This window comes from Gallintestinimicrobium sp., from assembly GCF_046968865.1.
Lineage (GTDB): Bacteria > Bacillota > Clostridia > Lachnospirales > Lachnospiraceae > Gallintestinimicrobium > Gallintestinimicrobium propionicum.
The window spans coordinates 21,269-37,254 of record NZ_JBKVPW010000016.1; the positions used below are offsets into that span (position 1 = coordinate 21,269).

14 protein-coding genes are annotated in these 15,986 nt (G+C 49.7%); all 14 read left to right on the forward strand.

All coding sequences use genetic code 11. The annotated features are described in order from the left end of the window. Window positions 1–6: 6 nt before the first annotated feature. Window positions 7–894, forward strand: a complete 888-nt coding sequence (locus ACLTOQ_RS12980; RefSeq protein ID WP_412287590.1) for a DegV family protein — start codon at window positions 7–9, stop codon at window positions 892–894. A 56-nt stretch (window positions 895–950) separates the two neighbouring features. Continuing rightward, on the forward strand, window positions 951–3,560 hold the full coding sequence (gene alaS / locus ACLTOQ_RS12985) for an alanine--tRNA ligase (protein WP_412319637.1): 2,610 nt from the start codon (window positions 951–953) through the stop codon (window positions 3,558–3,560). Window positions 3,561–3,699: 139 nt separating this feature from the next. Continuing rightward, entirely contained in the window at window positions 3,700–3,876 is a 177-nt protein-coding gene (rpsU, locus tag ACLTOQ_RS12990; protein WP_021914881.1) for a 30S ribosomal protein S21, read from the forward strand. 191 nt (window positions 3,877–4,067) lie between these two features. Then, window positions 4,068–5,495 (forward strand): GH25 family lysozyme, encoded by a 1,428-nt coding sequence (locus tag ACLTOQ_RS12995; protein WP_412319606.1) that lies wholly within the window; start codon window positions 4,068–4,070, stop codon window positions 5,493–5,495. 69 nt (window positions 5,496–5,564) lie between these two features. Beyond that, entirely contained in the window at window positions 5,565–6,752 is a 1,188-nt protein-coding gene (locus tag ACLTOQ_RS13000) for a D-alanyl-D-alanine carboxypeptidase family protein (RefSeq protein WP_337560820.1), read from the forward strand. Window positions 6,753–6,845: 93 nt separating this feature from the next. Next, the gene (locus ACLTOQ_RS13005; RefSeq protein ID WP_337672726.1) at window positions 6,846–7,703 is read left to right on the forward strand and encodes a metallophosphoesterase; all 858 of its coding nucleotides are present in this window, start codon (window positions 6,846–6,848) and stop codon (window positions 7,701–7,703) included. Between the two features lie 63 nt (window positions 7,704–7,766). Then, window positions 7,767–8,522, forward strand: coding sequence for a segregation and condensation protein A (locus tag ACLTOQ_RS13010; protein ID WP_021914885.1), 756 nt, complete (start codon window positions 7,767–7,769; stop codon window positions 8,520–8,522). Continuing rightward, window positions 8,519–9,088 (forward strand): SMC-Scp complex subunit ScpB, encoded by a 570-nt coding sequence (gene scpB, locus ACLTOQ_RS13015; protein ID WP_262584578.1) that lies wholly within the window; start codon window positions 8,519–8,521, stop codon window positions 9,086–9,088. The genes ACLTOQ_RS13010 and scpB overlap by 4 nt, the downstream gene beginning before the upstream one ends. A 62-nt stretch (window positions 9,089–9,150) precedes the next feature. After that, on the forward strand, window positions 9,151–10,500 hold the full coding sequence (locus tag ACLTOQ_RS13020; protein ID WP_337597647.1) for a D-alanyl-D-alanine carboxypeptidase family protein: 1,350 nt from the start codon (window positions 9,151–9,153) through the stop codon (window positions 10,498–10,500). 152 nt (window positions 10,501–10,652) lie between these two features. Then, entirely contained in the window at window positions 10,653–12,083 is a 1,431-nt protein-coding gene (locus ACLTOQ_RS13025; protein WP_021914544.1) for an acyl-CoA carboxylase subunit beta, read from the forward strand. Between the two features lie 432 nt (window positions 12,084–12,515). Continuing rightward, window positions 12,516–12,836, forward strand: a complete 321-nt coding sequence (locus tag ACLTOQ_RS13030) for an OadG family protein (RefSeq protein ID WP_412287604.1) — start codon at window positions 12,516–12,518, stop codon at window positions 12,834–12,836. A 34-nt stretch (window positions 12,837–12,870) separates the two neighbouring features. Beyond that, the gene (locus ACLTOQ_RS13035) at window positions 12,871–13,245 is read left to right on the forward strand and encodes a biotin/lipoyl-containing protein (RefSeq protein ID WP_021914542.1); all 375 of its coding nucleotides are present in this window, start codon (window positions 12,871–12,873) and stop codon (window positions 13,243–13,245) included. 44 nt (window positions 13,246–13,289) lie between these two features. After that, on the forward strand, window positions 13,290–14,441 hold the full coding sequence (locus tag ACLTOQ_RS13040; RefSeq protein ID WP_021914541.1) for a sodium ion-translocating decarboxylase subunit beta: 1,152 nt from the start codon (window positions 13,290–13,292) through the stop codon (window positions 14,439–14,441). Window positions 14,442–14,559: 118 nt separating this feature from the next. Then, complete coding sequence (locus ACLTOQ_RS13045; RefSeq protein WP_117959849.1) at window positions 14,560–15,972, forward strand: oxaloacetate decarboxylase subunit alpha; 1,413 nt, start codon at window positions 14,560–14,562, stop codon at window positions 15,970–15,972. Window positions 15,973–15,986: the final 14 nt, after the last annotated feature.

A 15,986-nucleotide genomic window follows, 5' to 3' on the forward strand; every position in this document is an offset into this window, starting at 1 on the left:
GGAAAAATGAGAGAGTATGTAGTTACCTGCTGTTCGACAGCAGATATGAGCCGAACCTTCATGGAAACAAATGAAGTTCCCTTTGCCATGTTCCATTATCAGCTGGATGGAAAAGAATATGCAGATGACCTGTACTCGTCCATCTCGCCGGAAGTATTTTATAAAATGATCGGAGACGGCGCGCAGCCTGTGACCTCTCAGGTGAATGTAGAGGCATACTGCGCGTTGTTTGAGCCTGTTTTAAAGAGCGGAAAAGATGTGCTTCATCTGACGCTTTCCAGTGGAATTTCTGGATCCATCAACTCGGCGAATGTTGCAAAGACCCAGATGGAAGAAAAATATCCGGACCGCAGGGTGATGGTTGTGGATTCCCTTGCGGCTTCTTCTGGTTACGGTATGCTGGTGGAACAGACACTGGAAAATCAGCGTGCCGGAATGTCTCTGGAGGAAAATGCAGCATGGATCGTGGCACATCGCAATACCCTGCATCACTGGTTTTTCTCAACAGATTTAACCAGCTATATCCGTGGCGGAAGAGTTTCCAAAACCGCAGGATTTTTCGGAAAGATGCTCAATATCTGTCCGCTGCTGAATGTGAATTCCGAGGGCAGGTTGATTCCGCGCAGCAAATACCGTGGGAAAAAACAGGTGATTCGCGAGATCGTTAAGCGGATGGAAGAGCATGCGCAGAACGGACGGGAATATTCCGGAAAGTGTTATATCAGTCAGTCAGCCTGCATGGAAGATGCAAAAGCGGTTGCACAACTGGTTGAGGAAACGTTTCCTAAACTGGACGGAAAAGTACAGATCAACAATATCGGAACTGTAATTGGCTCCCATACCGGTCCGGGTACAGTGGCTCTGTATTTCTGGGGCGATGAAAGAACGTTGTAAGAAACAACGAAGGAGGAAGAAACGTGAAAGCATATGGTGTGAACGAATTGAGAAGGATGTTCCTTGAGTTTTTCGAAAGTAAGGGACATCTGGCGATGAAGAGCTTTTCTCTGGTGCCGCATAACGACAACAGTCTGCTTTTGATCAACTCCGGCATGGCGCCGTTAAAGCCTTATTTTACAGGACAGGAGATTCCGCCCAGAAGACGTGTGACTACCTGTCAGAAATGTATCCGTACCGGTGATATCGAAAATATCGGTAAAACCGCACGTCACGGTACCTTTTTTGAAATGCTCGGAAACTTTTCTTTCGGCGACTATTTCAAGCATGAAGCGATTGCATGGAGCTGGGAGTTTTTAACACAGGTCGTTGGACTGGATCCCGACAGACTTTATCCGTCTGTTTATGAAAATGACGACGAAGCTTTTGCAATCTGGCAGAACGAGATCGGCATTGCACCGGAACGGATTTTCCGCTTTGGTAAGGAAGACAACTTCTGGGAGCATGGCTCAGGTCCCTGCGGTCCCTGCTCTGAGATTTATTATGACCGCGGCGAAAAATACGGCTGCGGCAAGCCTGGATGTACCGTTGGCTGCGACTGCGACAGATATATGGAAGTATGGAATAACGTATTCTCCCAGTTTGATAATGACGGCCACGGCAACTACAGCGAATTAAAACAGAAAAACATTGATACCGGTATGGGTCTGGAACGTCTGGCAGTGGTTGTTCAGGACGTGGATTCCATTTTTGACGTAGATACCATCCGTGCGCTGCGCGACCGTGTCTGTGAGCTGTCAGGCAAGGAGTATCACAAAGAGCACGCATGGGATGTTTCCATCCGTATCATCACTGACCATATCCGTTCCGCAACGTTTATGATTTCCGACGGTATTCTGCCTTCCAATGAAGGACGCGGTTACGTTCTGCGCAGAATTATCCGTCGTGCGGCACGTCATGGAAGACTTCTCGGCATCGACGGTAAATTCCTTGCAAATCTGAGCACAACAGTAATCGAAGGCAGTAAGGACGGATATCCGGAGCTGGAAGAAAAGAAAGATTTTATTTTAAATGTCCTGACGCAGGAAGAAGATAAATTCAATAAGACAATCGATCAGGGACTTGCAATTCTGACAGATCTGGAAGAAAAGATGACGGCAGAAGGAAAGACTGTAATGGATGGCGAGGATGCGTTCCGCCTGTACGATACCTACGGCTTCCCCATCGACCTGACAAAAGAAATCCTTGAGGAAAAAGGGTTCTCCATTGACGAGGACGGCTTTAATGCAGCGATGCAGAAGCAGCGTGAGATGGCGAGAAAAGCACGGAAGGCAACCAACTATATGGGCGCAGATGCGACTGTTTATGAGTCTCTTGATCCTGCAATCACCTCTTCCTTTGTTGGTTACGACAAACTGGAGGCGGTTTCCAGAATCAGCGCGCTGACCACAGAGGATGAAGTGGTGGAAGCACTGACAGATGGCGACAAGGGTACAATTATTGTAGATGCAACTCCTTTCTATGGCACAATGGGCGGTCAGGAAGGCGACAAGGGTGTGATCACCTCTGCTGACGGAAAATTTGCAGTAGAAGACACGATCCACTTAAAAGGCGGCAAAATCGGTCATGTGGGCTATGTGGTAAGCGGCATGTTCAAGCTGGATGACGAAGTAACGCTGTCTGTTGATAAGGAAAACCGCAGCGCAACCTGCAAAAACCATACAGCAACGCATCTGCTTCAGAAAGCACTGCGGGATGTACTCGGCACTCATGTAGAGCAGCAGGGTTCCCTGAATAATGCAGGACATCTGCGTTTTGACTTCAGCCATTTTTCAGCAATGACAGCAGAGGAGCTGGCACAGGTGGAAAAGGCAGTGAATGAAAAAATTGCAGAAAATATCCCGGTTGTCACCAAACTGATGACTCTGGATGAGGCAAAGAAATCCGGCGCCATGGCTTTATTTGGCGAAAAATACGGTGATACGGTTCGTGTTGTATGCGTGGACGATTACTCCAAGGAGTTCTGTGGCGGTACCCATGTTTCCAACACCGGAGAAATTCAGGCATTCAAGATCCTTTCCGAGAGCGGTGTTGCTGCAGGTGTGCGCAGAATTGAAGCGCTGACCGGACAGGGCGTATTCGATTACTACAACGATCTTGAGAAGAAGCTGGAAGAGGCTGCGAAGACCGTAAAGGCAACCCCTGCAAACCTGCAGGAGAAGCTGGAGCACCTGATGGCAGACCTTAAGAGCCTGCAGGCTGAGAATGAATCCTTAAAGAGCAAGGCTGCAAAAGAGGCGCTGGGTGACGTTATGGATCAGGTTCAGGATGTAAACGGCGTGAAGCTTCTGGCAGTCAGTGTAGCAGATGTGGATATGAACGGCCTGCGCGATCTTGGTGACCAGTTAAAGGAAAAGCTTGGAGAAGGTGTTGTTGTTCTGGCTTCTGCAAAGGATGGAAAAGTCAATCTGATCGCAATGGTAACAGATGCTGCAATGAAGCAGGGCGCCCATGCAGGTAACCTGATCAAAGGAATTGCGGCACTGGTTGGCGGTGGCGGCGGCGGCCGTCCGAACATGGCTCAGGCAGGCGGTAAGAATCCGGCAGGAATCGATGCAGCAATAGCAGAAGCAGCGAAGGTTCTGGCAGGACAGATCGACAAATAAATATTTTGAAAAAACTGTTGACGAATCAGAATTTTTTGTTATAATAGTTCATGTGCATGTGAGTTAATCAATTTTGTACATTATTAACCCGGTCAGTCGTGGATACGAGAGGGACTGAAGGGAGGTCAGGTGAGAGTATATGTCTAATATCATCGTTAAAGAGAATGAGACTTTAGATAGCGCTCTGCGTCGTTTCAAGAGAAGTTGCGCAAAGGCAGGTATCCAGCAGGAGATCCGCAAAAGAGAACACTACGAGAAACCCAGCGTAAAGCGTAAGAAAAAGTCTGAAGCAGCAAGAAAACGCAAATATAACTAAAGGAATGAGTCCCTGAGGGTTTCCCCCAGGGACTTTTTTTCACAATACATTCGTATTGTGAAAAAAAGTCCTTCGGATGGGATCACACTGCGGCGGAATGGAAAGATGCCGCGGATGCGACCCGCCGCAGGTGAGGAATCCTGCAAGGCAGGATTCCGTTTCGCAAATTTTCACAGTACATAGGAGGACAAATGAAATTCGGATTCGGAAAGAGAATTGCCGGTTTTGTGCTGGCGGCTGCGGTAGCGGCAGGAACGTTTCTTTCAACACCGGCGACTGCCAAGGCGGCGGCACCGCTCGCGAAGGGAATTGATGTATCCAAATATCAGGGCGCGGTAAACTGGTCCGCAGTCAAAAATGCAGGCTATAGCTTTGCGTTCATAAAGGCGGGAAGCGCAAAGAGCGGTTTAGACCCGTATTATGCGGTGAATATGGCGGGAGCGACTGCAGCTGGTATGAAGGTCGGCGTCTACATTTATTCGTATGCGACAACCGTAGAGGGCGCGATGACGGAGGCTCAGTTTGCCATTGCAGCGATGGAGCCTTATTCGGTCAGCTATCCGGTCGTATATGACCTGGAGGATTCCATCCATAAAAACATGTCTCCCGATCAGCTGGCAGCGTTGACGGTGGCATTTTGCAGCACCGTACAGCAGGCAGGCTATTATCCGATGGTTTATTCCAGCAAAAACTGGATGGTCGGCAAGATCGCGGCAACCCCTTATGACAAATGGATTGCACAGTACAACACGGTATGCGAATATCCCAATCCGGCGTTCTGGCAGTATTCCAGCAGCGGTGTCGTTGCGGGCATAAACGGCAGTGTGGATGTAAACTATCAGTTCAAGGATTACTCCAGCCTGATCGTTGCAAACGGCTTCGTAGACCGTGCGGGCGGCAGATATTATTATAAGAACTACAGAATGCAGTACGGCTTCATAGAGGATGGAGGTAAGCGCTACTTCATGAATGCGGACGGCACACTGTACAAAAAGGGGTGGCTTGGTGACAGCCTTAACATGATGTACATGGATACCAAGGACGGCCATATGCTGACTGATCTGGTGGAAATCGGTGGAAAGAAATATTATTTTGATTCCAATGGCCTGATGCAGAGAGGCATGATCCCGTTAAATGGCAAGATTTATCTATTCGGAGCAGATGGTGCAATGCAGTACGGCTTTTACAGCGACCCGACCGCAGGAACCAGATATTTTAAGACGGATGGTTCTATGGCAGCCAACGAACTTCTGACAGTCGGCACAAACAAATATTATTTCAATACAAATGGCGTGATGGCGACCGGGCTGACCAATATCGGCGGCGTGACCTATCTGTTCGGAGCAGACGGCGCAATGCAGTACGGCTGGTATACGGATGCTTCCGGCATGCGTTACTTCCAGACAAACGGCGCGATGGCAGTCAATACGACACTGGCAGTAGGCGGCGTGACCTATGTGTTTGATGCAAACGGTCTGGCAACTGCAGTGCCGGTGATCAATCCTGCAACATGGGTAACGGATCCTGCGACAGGTGTGACGATTGATACAGCTACCGGAGCAGTCGTTCCGGCAGAGACCGTTGCAGCGGCAGCTGCAGCAGCGATTGCGCAGAAATAAGCGAAAAAGGAATAATCCGGGAGCAGGGACATAAAAATAGTGGTAAAACGGATGGACGGAGTGTAGGAAATGAGACAATCCTTCTGGAAAAAAGTCTTGGCAGCATGGCTGTCATTTCTGCTGATTTTTATGGCATCCCTGGTTCCGGGACTGGATGGAACAGCAGCAGAGGGGGCGGTAACGGTGTCGGCCCCTTCTGCCATTTTACTGGAAGCGCAGACCGGGACAGTGATCTTTGAAAAGGATGCAGATCGGATCTGCTCGCCTGCCAGTATTACCAAGATTATGACGCTGCTGCTGATTTTTGAAGCGCTCGGACAGGGGCAGATCCATCTGACGGATGAAGTGGTGACGAGTGAACACGCGCAGTCGATGGGCGGTTCGCAGGTGTTTCTGGAAGCAGGAGAAGTGCAGACAGTGGAAACGCTGATCAAATGTATTGCGGTTGCAAGCGGCAACGACGCGGCGGTTGCGATGGCGGAATACATCTGCGGAAGCGAAGAAGCCTTTGTTACAAAGATGAATGAAAAGGCACAATCATTGGGTATGACAAATACGCATTTTACGGACTGCTGCGGACTGACGGACGACGACAGCCACCATACAACGGCGCGGGATGTGGCGATTATGAGCCGCGAGCTGGTACAGAAATATCCAGACATCTATCAGTATACCGGAATCTGGATGGAGGATATTACCCATACGACGGCGCGGGGCAGCACGCCGTTTACACTTTCGTCCACCAACAAGCTGCTAAAGCAGTACCAGTGGGCGACAGGGCTGAAAACCGGTTCAACGGCGAAGGCGAAATATTGTCTGTCTGCAACTGCCAGAAAAGATGGGATAGACCTGATTGCGGTCGTGATGACTGCACCGGATTCCAGGGCACGTTTTTTGGATGCGGCAACGCTGTTTTCTTACGGTTACAGCGTCAGCGCCCTGTACCGGGACGATAATAAAGACCAGCTCCTTCCGATTCCTGTAAAAGGCGGACAGGAAGAAACGGTTCCGGTCGTCTATGCGTCGGAGTTTGTCTGGCTGGATACCGATGGCAACGATATTTCTATGGTTCAGAAAAGGATTTCTGTCCCAAAAGAGGCAGAGGCACCGGTCGTTGTAGGCACAAAGGCGGGTGAAGCGATTTATCGCCTGAACGGAGAGCAGATCGGTACGGTTCCCATTTTGTATGCAAGCAACGTGGAAAAAGCGTTTTACAGAGATTATGTGAAAAAAGCGGTGACAGCGTTTTTGCTGTGAGTTTTGTGGAAAGAGGCAGTAAAAGGATGCTGCAGGAGCAGCTGCGGATAAAAGCCGGAAATGGCTTTACAGATTCAAAAAGAGAGGATGCCTATGTGGAAGATTCTGGCCATTTTGTTATGTCTGACAGCACTTATACTGCTGGTTGTGATGATATGTGACAGCAATCGATTTGTGAAAGTTTCCTATCGAATTTCAGATCGGAGGCTGAAAAAAAACTGCAGAGTGGTTCTGCTTGCAGATCTGCACAACAAATCCTACGGCAAACACAATGAAAAGCTGCTCGCTGCGATAAAGTCCAGTAATCCGGATCTGATTCTGTGCGCAGGAGATCTGATTACCTCCCGGTCAGGGAAGTCAATGGAACATGCAAAGGAGCTTGTCAGGGCGATTTCTGCAGAGTATCCGTTTTATTATGCAAACGGCAATCACGAATACCGGATTTATCGGGAACCGCAAACCTATGGGAAAATGGGGGCATCCTATCGTGCGTTTTTAAAAGGAAACCATGTGCGGATTCTTGAAAACGGCAGCGTTTTGCTGCCGGAGTATGGAATCCGCATTACCGGTCTTGACTTGCCGCGAGAATATTATCAGAAGCTGGATCGCACAAAACTGGAATCGAAAACAATTTCCCGGATGGTCGGACATGCTGACCGAAATGATTTTCAGGTGTTGCTTGCCCACAATCCGGTTTTTTTTGACGCCTATGCCGGCTGGGGCGCGGATCTGACGCTTTCCGGACATATTCACGGCGGAATTGTACGGATTCCGGGTATCGGCGGGGTGATTTCCACGTCCTATCGGCTGTTCCCGAAATATGACGGCGGTTATTATGAACAGAATCAGAAAAAGATGATTGTCAGCAGAGGGCTGGGCAGCCATACAATTCCGGTACGGCTGTTCAATCCGGCGGAGCTTGTGGTCATTGATCTGGTCACAGAAGAGTAAAAAGATTCCGATTGTCTGCCTGTCGGCAGATGGAATTTTTAAAGGCACTTACTGGAGAAAAATATGGCGCTTGAGGTCAAACTGGAAGTATTTGAGGGTCCGCTGGATCTGCTTTTACATTTGATTGAAAAAAATAAAGTCGATATTTACGATATTCCGATCGTGGAAATCACGGAACAGTATCTGGATTATATCCGTCAGATGCAGACGGAAGACATGAACGTCATGAGCGAATTTTTGCTGATGGCGGCAACACTTCTGGACATCAAGTGTCGGATGTTGCTTCCCCGTGAGGTCAATGAAGAGGGCGAGGAAGAAGATCCGAGAGCAGAGCTGGTGGAAAAGCTGCTGGAATACAAGATGTATAAGTATATGTCCTTCGAGCTGCGGGACATGGAGCTGGATGCGGCGAAGAGCTTTTACAGGGAAAAGGATGTTCCAAGAGAGGTGGAGGCGTATCGTCCGCCGCTGGATTACAACGAACTGCTCAAAGATATGACGCTGGCGAAGTTACAGGAGATTTTTGAGGGAATCCTGAAACGCCAGGAGGACAAAAAAGACCCGGTGCGCAGCAATTTCGGCAGAATCGAAAAAGATGAGGTCAGCGTAGACCAAAAAGCGGTCTATGTGGAGGATTTTATCCGGACGCATAAACGGTTTTCCTTCCGGGCACTTTTGGAAAAGCAGCACAGCAAGGTCGAAGTGATCGTGACCTTTCTGGTGGTGTTGGAGCTGATGAAAACCGGAAAAATTACGGTAGAGCAGGCTTCGATCAATGATGATATGACGGTGATATCGAGGGAGGAACAAATGGCATGAAGCTGACAGAAAAGGAAGCAGCGCTGGAAGCAATTCTCTTTACGATGGGGGAAGCAGTGGAAACGAAACGACTGGCAGAAGCAATTGGCGAGACGCCTGAAAAAACGCGGGAACTGTTAGAAAAACTGCGCGCAGGCTGGGAAAAGGAGCACCGGGGGGTGAACCTGATTTCGCTCGAAGATTCCTGGCAGATGTGTACCCGGTCGGAATTTTACGATTATCTGATCCGCATCGCCAAAGCTCCGAAGAAATATACGCTGACCGACACACTGCTGGAAACTCTTTCAATCATTGCCTACAAGCAGCCGGTGACGCGCCTTGACGTCGAGAAGATCAGAGGCGTCAATTGCGACCATGCGATCAACCGTCTGGTAGAATACGATCTGGTAGAAGAGCTGGGACGGCTGGATGCGCCAGGACGCCCGCTTTTATTCGGCACGACAGAACAGTTTTTGCGGTCGTTTGGCGTAGGCTCTCTGGAAGAGCTGCCGGAGCTGTCCGCCGTACAGGTTGAAGAATTCAAAGAGCAGGCAGAGCAGGAGGCAGTGCTGCAGCTGCAGACGTGATTCGCATATCACAGCTGTCCTGCGGCATATAATAGGAAGAAATCCCGGAAAGGGGAATAAATATGCCGATCGGGAATCGAAACTGGAAGTCTGCAGGAGCACTGACGGCACTCGTGCTGATGTTGTTTACGACTGTATCTGTACCAGAGATGACTGTGAACGCCGGAAATAGCTATGCAGCGTCCGGATCTGCCGCAGCGACCGCAGACGAACGAAAAAATGAGACAAGTTTAACCAATGAGCTGTACGCCCGTGCCGCCGTCCTGATGGACGCGGAGAACGGGCGTATTTTGTTTTCCAAAAACGGGGACGAAGTCCTGCCGATGGCGAGCACGACGAAGATCATGACCTGTGTTTTGGCACTGGAAACTGGAAATCCGGAGGACGTCCTGCCGGTTTCTTCTTATGCGGCGAGGCAGCCGAAGGTACATATGGGCGTGCAGAAGGGCGAGTATTACCGAATGGAGGATCTCCTTTACGGGCTGATGCTGGAATCCTATAACGATGCAGCAGTGGTGATCGCAGAGTATTACGGGAGTAAGGCGGCTGGGCTTTCCATGGACTGCAGCCTGCACACAGAGGAAGAAAGCAGGAAGGCAGTGCTTACCTTTGCCCGGAAAATGAATGAAAAAGCAAAGGAAATCGGCTGTGAGAACACGTTTTTTATCACGCCGAACGGACTGGACGCAGAGCTTGAAACAGACGGAACACAAAAACAGCATTCCTGTACGGCGACAGACCTCGCTGCAATCATGCGCTACTGTGCGTTTATGTCTCCCCAAAAGGAGACTTTTCTTACAATTACCAGAACGGCTTCCAGGCAGTTTTGCAGCCTGAAAAAAGCGCAGGACGGGACGTTTGAAACCGGAACCAGGACAGTCAGCGCTGCAAACCACAACGCATTTTTACAGATGATGGACGGAATGCTGTCCGGGAAAACCGGATTTACCGGAAAAGCGGGATACTGCTATGTGGGCGCGCTTACAAAAGGGGAAAAAAGTTTTACCATTGCGCTGCTGGCGTGCGGCTGGCCGAACAATCGCACATGGAAATGGCACGATGCGAGGCTGCTTTTGGAATATGGATTGGAAGCATTTGACCAAAGAAGCCTGCAGCAGCCTGACCTGCCAAAGACGCTTTTGGTGGAAAACGGACAGCTTGCGGAGGTTTCGTTAAATTGCCCCAAAAAGGAAATTCGTATGCTGCTTTCCAGAGGTGATCAGACGGATGTGCGCGTGAGCCTGCCCGGACAGTTGACTGCCCCGGTCGAAGCGGGTGAACAGGTCGGGACGGTGAGCTATCTGGTAAATGGCGCGCTTTATGAGCAATTACCTGTTACAGCGGCATTTGGGGTACCGAAAATCACCTATTGTTACTGCTTGAAAAGACTCCTTGCCCTGGTGTTGTTGTAAAAACCGCTGTAAAAGAGAAGCAATTTAAAAATAAATAAGTAGAATATTTCTAAAATATATCTGGCAGACTGCACTTTTTCGTGTTATACTTCTAAAGTACGGATCTTAACTGGTCTATTATATTACCCAATATAACATGGAGGGCTGAAAAAATGAGCAATACTTCACAAGCGAGTCAAAGAATTACAGCTTTACTCGACGAAAACAGTTTCGTTGAAATCGGCGCGAAGGTAACTGCCAGAGCTACAGATTTCAATCTGAAACAGACAAAAACCCCTTCCGACGGTGTGATCACCGGCTACGGGGTGATCGATGGCAACCTTGTGTATGTGTACAGCCAGGATGCTTCTGTTTTGGGGGGAAGCGTTGGCGAGATGCACGCCAGAAAAATTGCAGGCCTTTATGACCTGGCAAGTAAGACAGGTGCGCCGGTGATCGGACTGATTGATTCCACAGGCTTACGTTTGCAGGAAGCAACGGATGCGTTAAACGGTTTCGGTGAAATCTACCGCAAACAGGCTCTGGCATCCGGCGTGATTCCGCAGATCACAGCAGTATTTGGCAGCTGCGGCGGCGGCCTGGCACTGATTCCGGGACTGACAGACTTTACCTTTATGGAAAGCAAAAAAGCAAAGCTGTTCGTAAATTCCCCGAACGCTATGGAAGGCAGCTGGACAGAGAAGGACGATACCTCTTCTGCAAAATTCCAGAGTGAGGAAGCCGGACTGGTTGATTTCGTGGGAACAGAGGAGGAAATCCTTTCCCAGATCCGCGAGCTGGTATGCATGATCCCCGGCAATAACGAAGAAAACGACGCTTACGGCGAATGCGAGGACGATTTAAACCGTGACATCGCAGATGCTGCAGGCTATAACGGAGATACCACGATTGTCCTGTCCATGCTGGCAGATGATCAGAACTTTGTAGAAGTAAAGAGCGCTTACGGTAAGGATATGGTAACTGGCTTCCTGCGCTTAAACGGCGAGACAGTTGGCGCAGTTGCAAACCGCAGCCGCATCTATGATGAAGAAGGCAAGGAAACAGCAAACTTCGGTGAAGTCCTTTCTGCGGCGGGCTGTGAAAAGGCTGCTGATTTCGTAAACTTCTGTGACGCATTCAGCATCCCGGTTCTGTCCCTGACAGATGTTGCAGGCTATGCTGCAAGCAAATGTGAAGAGAAGAAGATCGCAAAGGCTGCTGCAAAGCTGACCTATGCATTTGCAGGCGCGACCGTTCCGAAAGTAAACGTTGTAATCGGCAAGGCTTTCGGAAGCGCTTATACTGTTATGAACTCCAAGGCAATCGGCGCAGACATTACATATGCATGGCCGGATGCGAAGATCGGCACAATGGATGCGAAGCTGGCAGCTAAGATTATCTGTGACGGTCAGGATGCTGCAGCGATCGACGCATGCGCAGCAGAGTATGAAGCACTGCAGACCAGCGCAGAGAGCGCAGCACAGAGAGGCTATGTAGATCAGATCATCGAAGCAGCAGACACCAGAAAATATGTGATCGGTGCATTCGAGATGCTGTTCACCAAACGGGAGGACGGTCCTGTCAGAAAGCACGGCACAGTCTAAGAAAGGAAGCTGTTTCATATGAAAAAATTTTTGCTGCTGTTAGGTATGGTGACCTGCCTGATCGGTACAGCCGCGTGCGGCAAAGCAGACCAGGTGCAGGAAAGCCAGCTGCAGATCGATGAAGCAAGCCTGATCAATTATTCTGATCAGGTGGTAAACGCACTGAACGAGATTGTAACCGGTGGCATGCAGGATCAGTATGCAAGCGACGCGGTTATCAGCGCCGGTATTTCCAGCTGGGAATCGGCGATGTCCGATCTGGGTGCATATAATGGAGTGACAGATCATAAAGTAGAGATTGGTTCCGACGAGGCGATTGTGGAAGCGAGCGTTTCCGGTGCGGATCATAATGCGGTTGTTACCTTGATTATCAATGACCAGGGCAGCCTGTCTTCCATCACAGTAAATGTAGAGCGTTCCATGGGTGAGCTGATGTTAAATGCAGCCCTTAACACCCTGATGGGTATGGGAACGGTATTTATTATCCTGATTCTGATCAGCTTGTTAATCGGCTGCTTCAAGTTTATCCCGCAGATTCAGGAAAAGTTTTCCAAGAAGAACAAACAGCCTGCAGCTGTTCCTGCAGCGGCACCGGTTGTTGCAGCGCCTGTTGAAGAAGAGGAAGAAACCTCAGATGAAGAGCTGATCGCAGTAATCGCAGCGGCGATTGCGGCAAGCGAAGGCAGCACATCGACAGACGGATTTGTTGTAAGAAGTATCAGACGGCGCAGCGGAAGCTGGAAAAATGCCTAAGCAAAAAGCATATTACTCACAGGAGGATTGAATCATGAAGAATTATACCATTACCGTAAACGGAAACGTATATGATGTTACAGTAGAAGAAAGCGGCGCAGCGCCGGTTGCAGCACCCAAGACCGCACCTAAGGCAGCTCCGAAAGCAGCGCCCAAGGCTGCTCCCAAAGCAGCAGCTCCGGCAGGTGCAGCAGGCAGCATCCGCGTAGAAGCAGGCGCAGCCGGCAAGGTATTCAAGATTGACGCTGCGGTTGGCCAGGCTGTAAAATCCGGCGATCCGGTTGTTACCATCGAAGCAATGAAGATGGAAATCCCCGTTGTAGCTCCTAAGGACGGTACTGTGGCAAGCATCAATGTAGCAGTCGGCGACGCGATCGAAGCAGGTGCATTACTGGCAACCTTAAACTGATCCGGATTGTCCGGCCCTGATTACTGACACAGGAGGTCAACGAAATGTCTTATATTACGACTACGATGGACAACCTGATTCATCAGACTGCATTTTTCAATATGACATGGGGAAATGTAGTGATGATTCTGGTGGCATGCGTGTTCCTTTACCTGGCAATCGCCAAGGAATTCGAGCCGCTGCTGCTTGTCCCGATTGCATTTGGCATGCTGCTTGTAAATATCTACCCGGATATCATGCTGAGCTTTGAGGATTCCTCAAACGGCGTAGGCGGCCTGCTGTATTATTTCTACAAACTGGATGAATGGGCAATTCTGCCGTCCCTGATCTTCATGGGTGTCGGTGCGATGACAGACTTCGGTCCGCTGATTGCAAACCCGAAGAGCTTCCTGCTGGGAGCTGCAGCACAGTTTGGTATCTTCGCTGCATACTTCGGTGCGATTGCGATGGGCTTCAATGACAAAGCTGCAGCTGCAATCTCCATCATCGGCGGTGCAGACGGCCCTACCTCTATTTTCCTTTGCGGTAAGCTGGGACAGACCCAGCTGCTTGGACCGATCGCAGTAGCGGCATATTCTTATATGTCCCTGGTGCCGATCATTCAGCCCCCGATTATGAAGCTTCTGACCACAGAAAAAGAGCGGAAAATCAAAATGGAACAGCTCCGTCCGGTTACAAAGCTGGAGCGTATCCTGTTCCCGATCATCGTTACAATCGTTGTCTGCCTGATCCTGCCTACCACAGCTCCGCTGGTTGGTATGCTGATGTTAGGAAACCTGTTCAGAGAAAGCGGTGTGGTTCGTCAGCTGGCGGATACCGCATCCAACGCCCTGATGTACATCGTTGTAATTCTGCTCGGTACTTCCGTTGGCGCAACGACAAGTGCAGAAGCATTCTTAAACTGGGATACCATCAAGATCGTTGTGCTGGGTCTGATTGCATTTGCATTCGGTACTGCTGCAGGCGTTCTGTTCGGTAAACTGATGTGCAAGGTTACACATGGAAAGGTAAATCCGCTGATCGGTTCCGCAGGCGTATCTGCTGTGCCGATGGCAGCACGCGTATCGCAGAAAGTCGGCGCTCAGGCAGATCCCACCAACTTCCTGTTGATGCATGCGATGGGTCCGAACGTAGCCGGCGTTATCGGTACTGCAGTAGCAGCCGGTACGTTTATGGCGATCTTCGGTGTGTTCTAAAGAATATCTGATCTGAATTTCGGAACCGACCGCGCATGCTGCAGGACAGGATGGCGGTCAGGCTCCGCCTGTTGCCGGATACAGATGCTGTCCGGTAAAATAGAACAGTATGGAGGAAATGACAATGCCTGTACAAAAACCGATTAAAATTACGGAAACTGTACTTCGTGATGCACATCAGTCGCTGATTGCGACCAGAATGCCTACCGAGTTAATGCTTCCTATCGTAGATAAAATGGATAAAGTCGGATATCATTCCGTAGAGTGCTGGGGTGGCGCAACCTTTGATGCATGCCTGCGTTTCTTAAAGGAAGATCCGTGGGATCGTCTGCGCAAGCTGCGTGACGGCTTCAAAAATACCAAACTGCAGATGCTGTTCCGTGGGCAGAATATCCTCGGATATCGTCATTATGCAGATGATGTGGTAGAGTATTTCGTACAGAAATCTATCGCAAACGGTATTGATATCATCCGTATTTTCGACTGCTTAAACGACCTGCGCAACCTGGAATGCGCAGTAAAAGCCTGCAACAAGGAAAAAGGACACGCTCAGGTAGCTCTTTCCTATACGCTTGGCGATGCATACACTCTGGATTACTGGACCAATATCGCAAAAGAAATCGAAGATATGGGTGCAGATTCCATCTGTATCAAGGATATGGCAGGTCTGCTGCTTCCGTATAAAGCAACCGAACTGATCAGCGCCATGAAGGGTGCGACCAAGCTGCCGATCCAGCTGCATACCCACTATACCTCCGGCGTTGCGAGCATGACCTACTTAAAGGCTGTTGAAGCTGGCGTAGACGTTATCGACTGTGCAATGTCTCCGTTTGCACTGGGTACCTCCCAGCCTGCAACAGAGGTTATGGTTGAGACCTTCCGCGGCACACCTTATGACACCGGTTACGACCAGAACCTTCTGGCTGAAATCGCTGACTACTTCCGTCCTTACAGAGAAGAGTGCTTAAAGTCCGGTCTGATGGATCCCAAGGTTCTTGGCGTAAACATCAAGACACTGATGTATCAGGTTCCTGGCGGTATGCTTTCCAACATGGTAAGCCAGCTGAAAGAGCAGAACGCAAGCGACAAGTACGACGATGTGCTGAAGGAAATCCCGAAGGTTCGGAAAGATTTTGGTGAGCCTCCGCTGGTTACTCCTTCTTCTCAGATTGTCGGCACACAGGCAGTCTTCAATGTCCTGATGGGCGAGCGCTACAAGATGGCAACCGACCAGACCAAGGATCTGCTTTCCGGCAAATATGGCCGCACAGTAAAGCCCTTCAATCCGGAAGTTCAGAAGAAGGTTATCGGCGACAGAGAAGTGATCACATGCCGTCCTGCAGACCTGATTCCGAACGAACTGGAGAAGATCGAATCCGAGATGAAACAGTGGAAGCAGCAGGATGAAGATATCCTGACCTATGCACTGTTCCCTCAGGTTGCAACCGATTTCTTCAAATATCGTCTTGCACAGCAGGAAAAAGTGGATTTAAAGCAGGCTGACACAAAGAACGCCGCTTATCCGGTATAAGGATTCCATAAAAA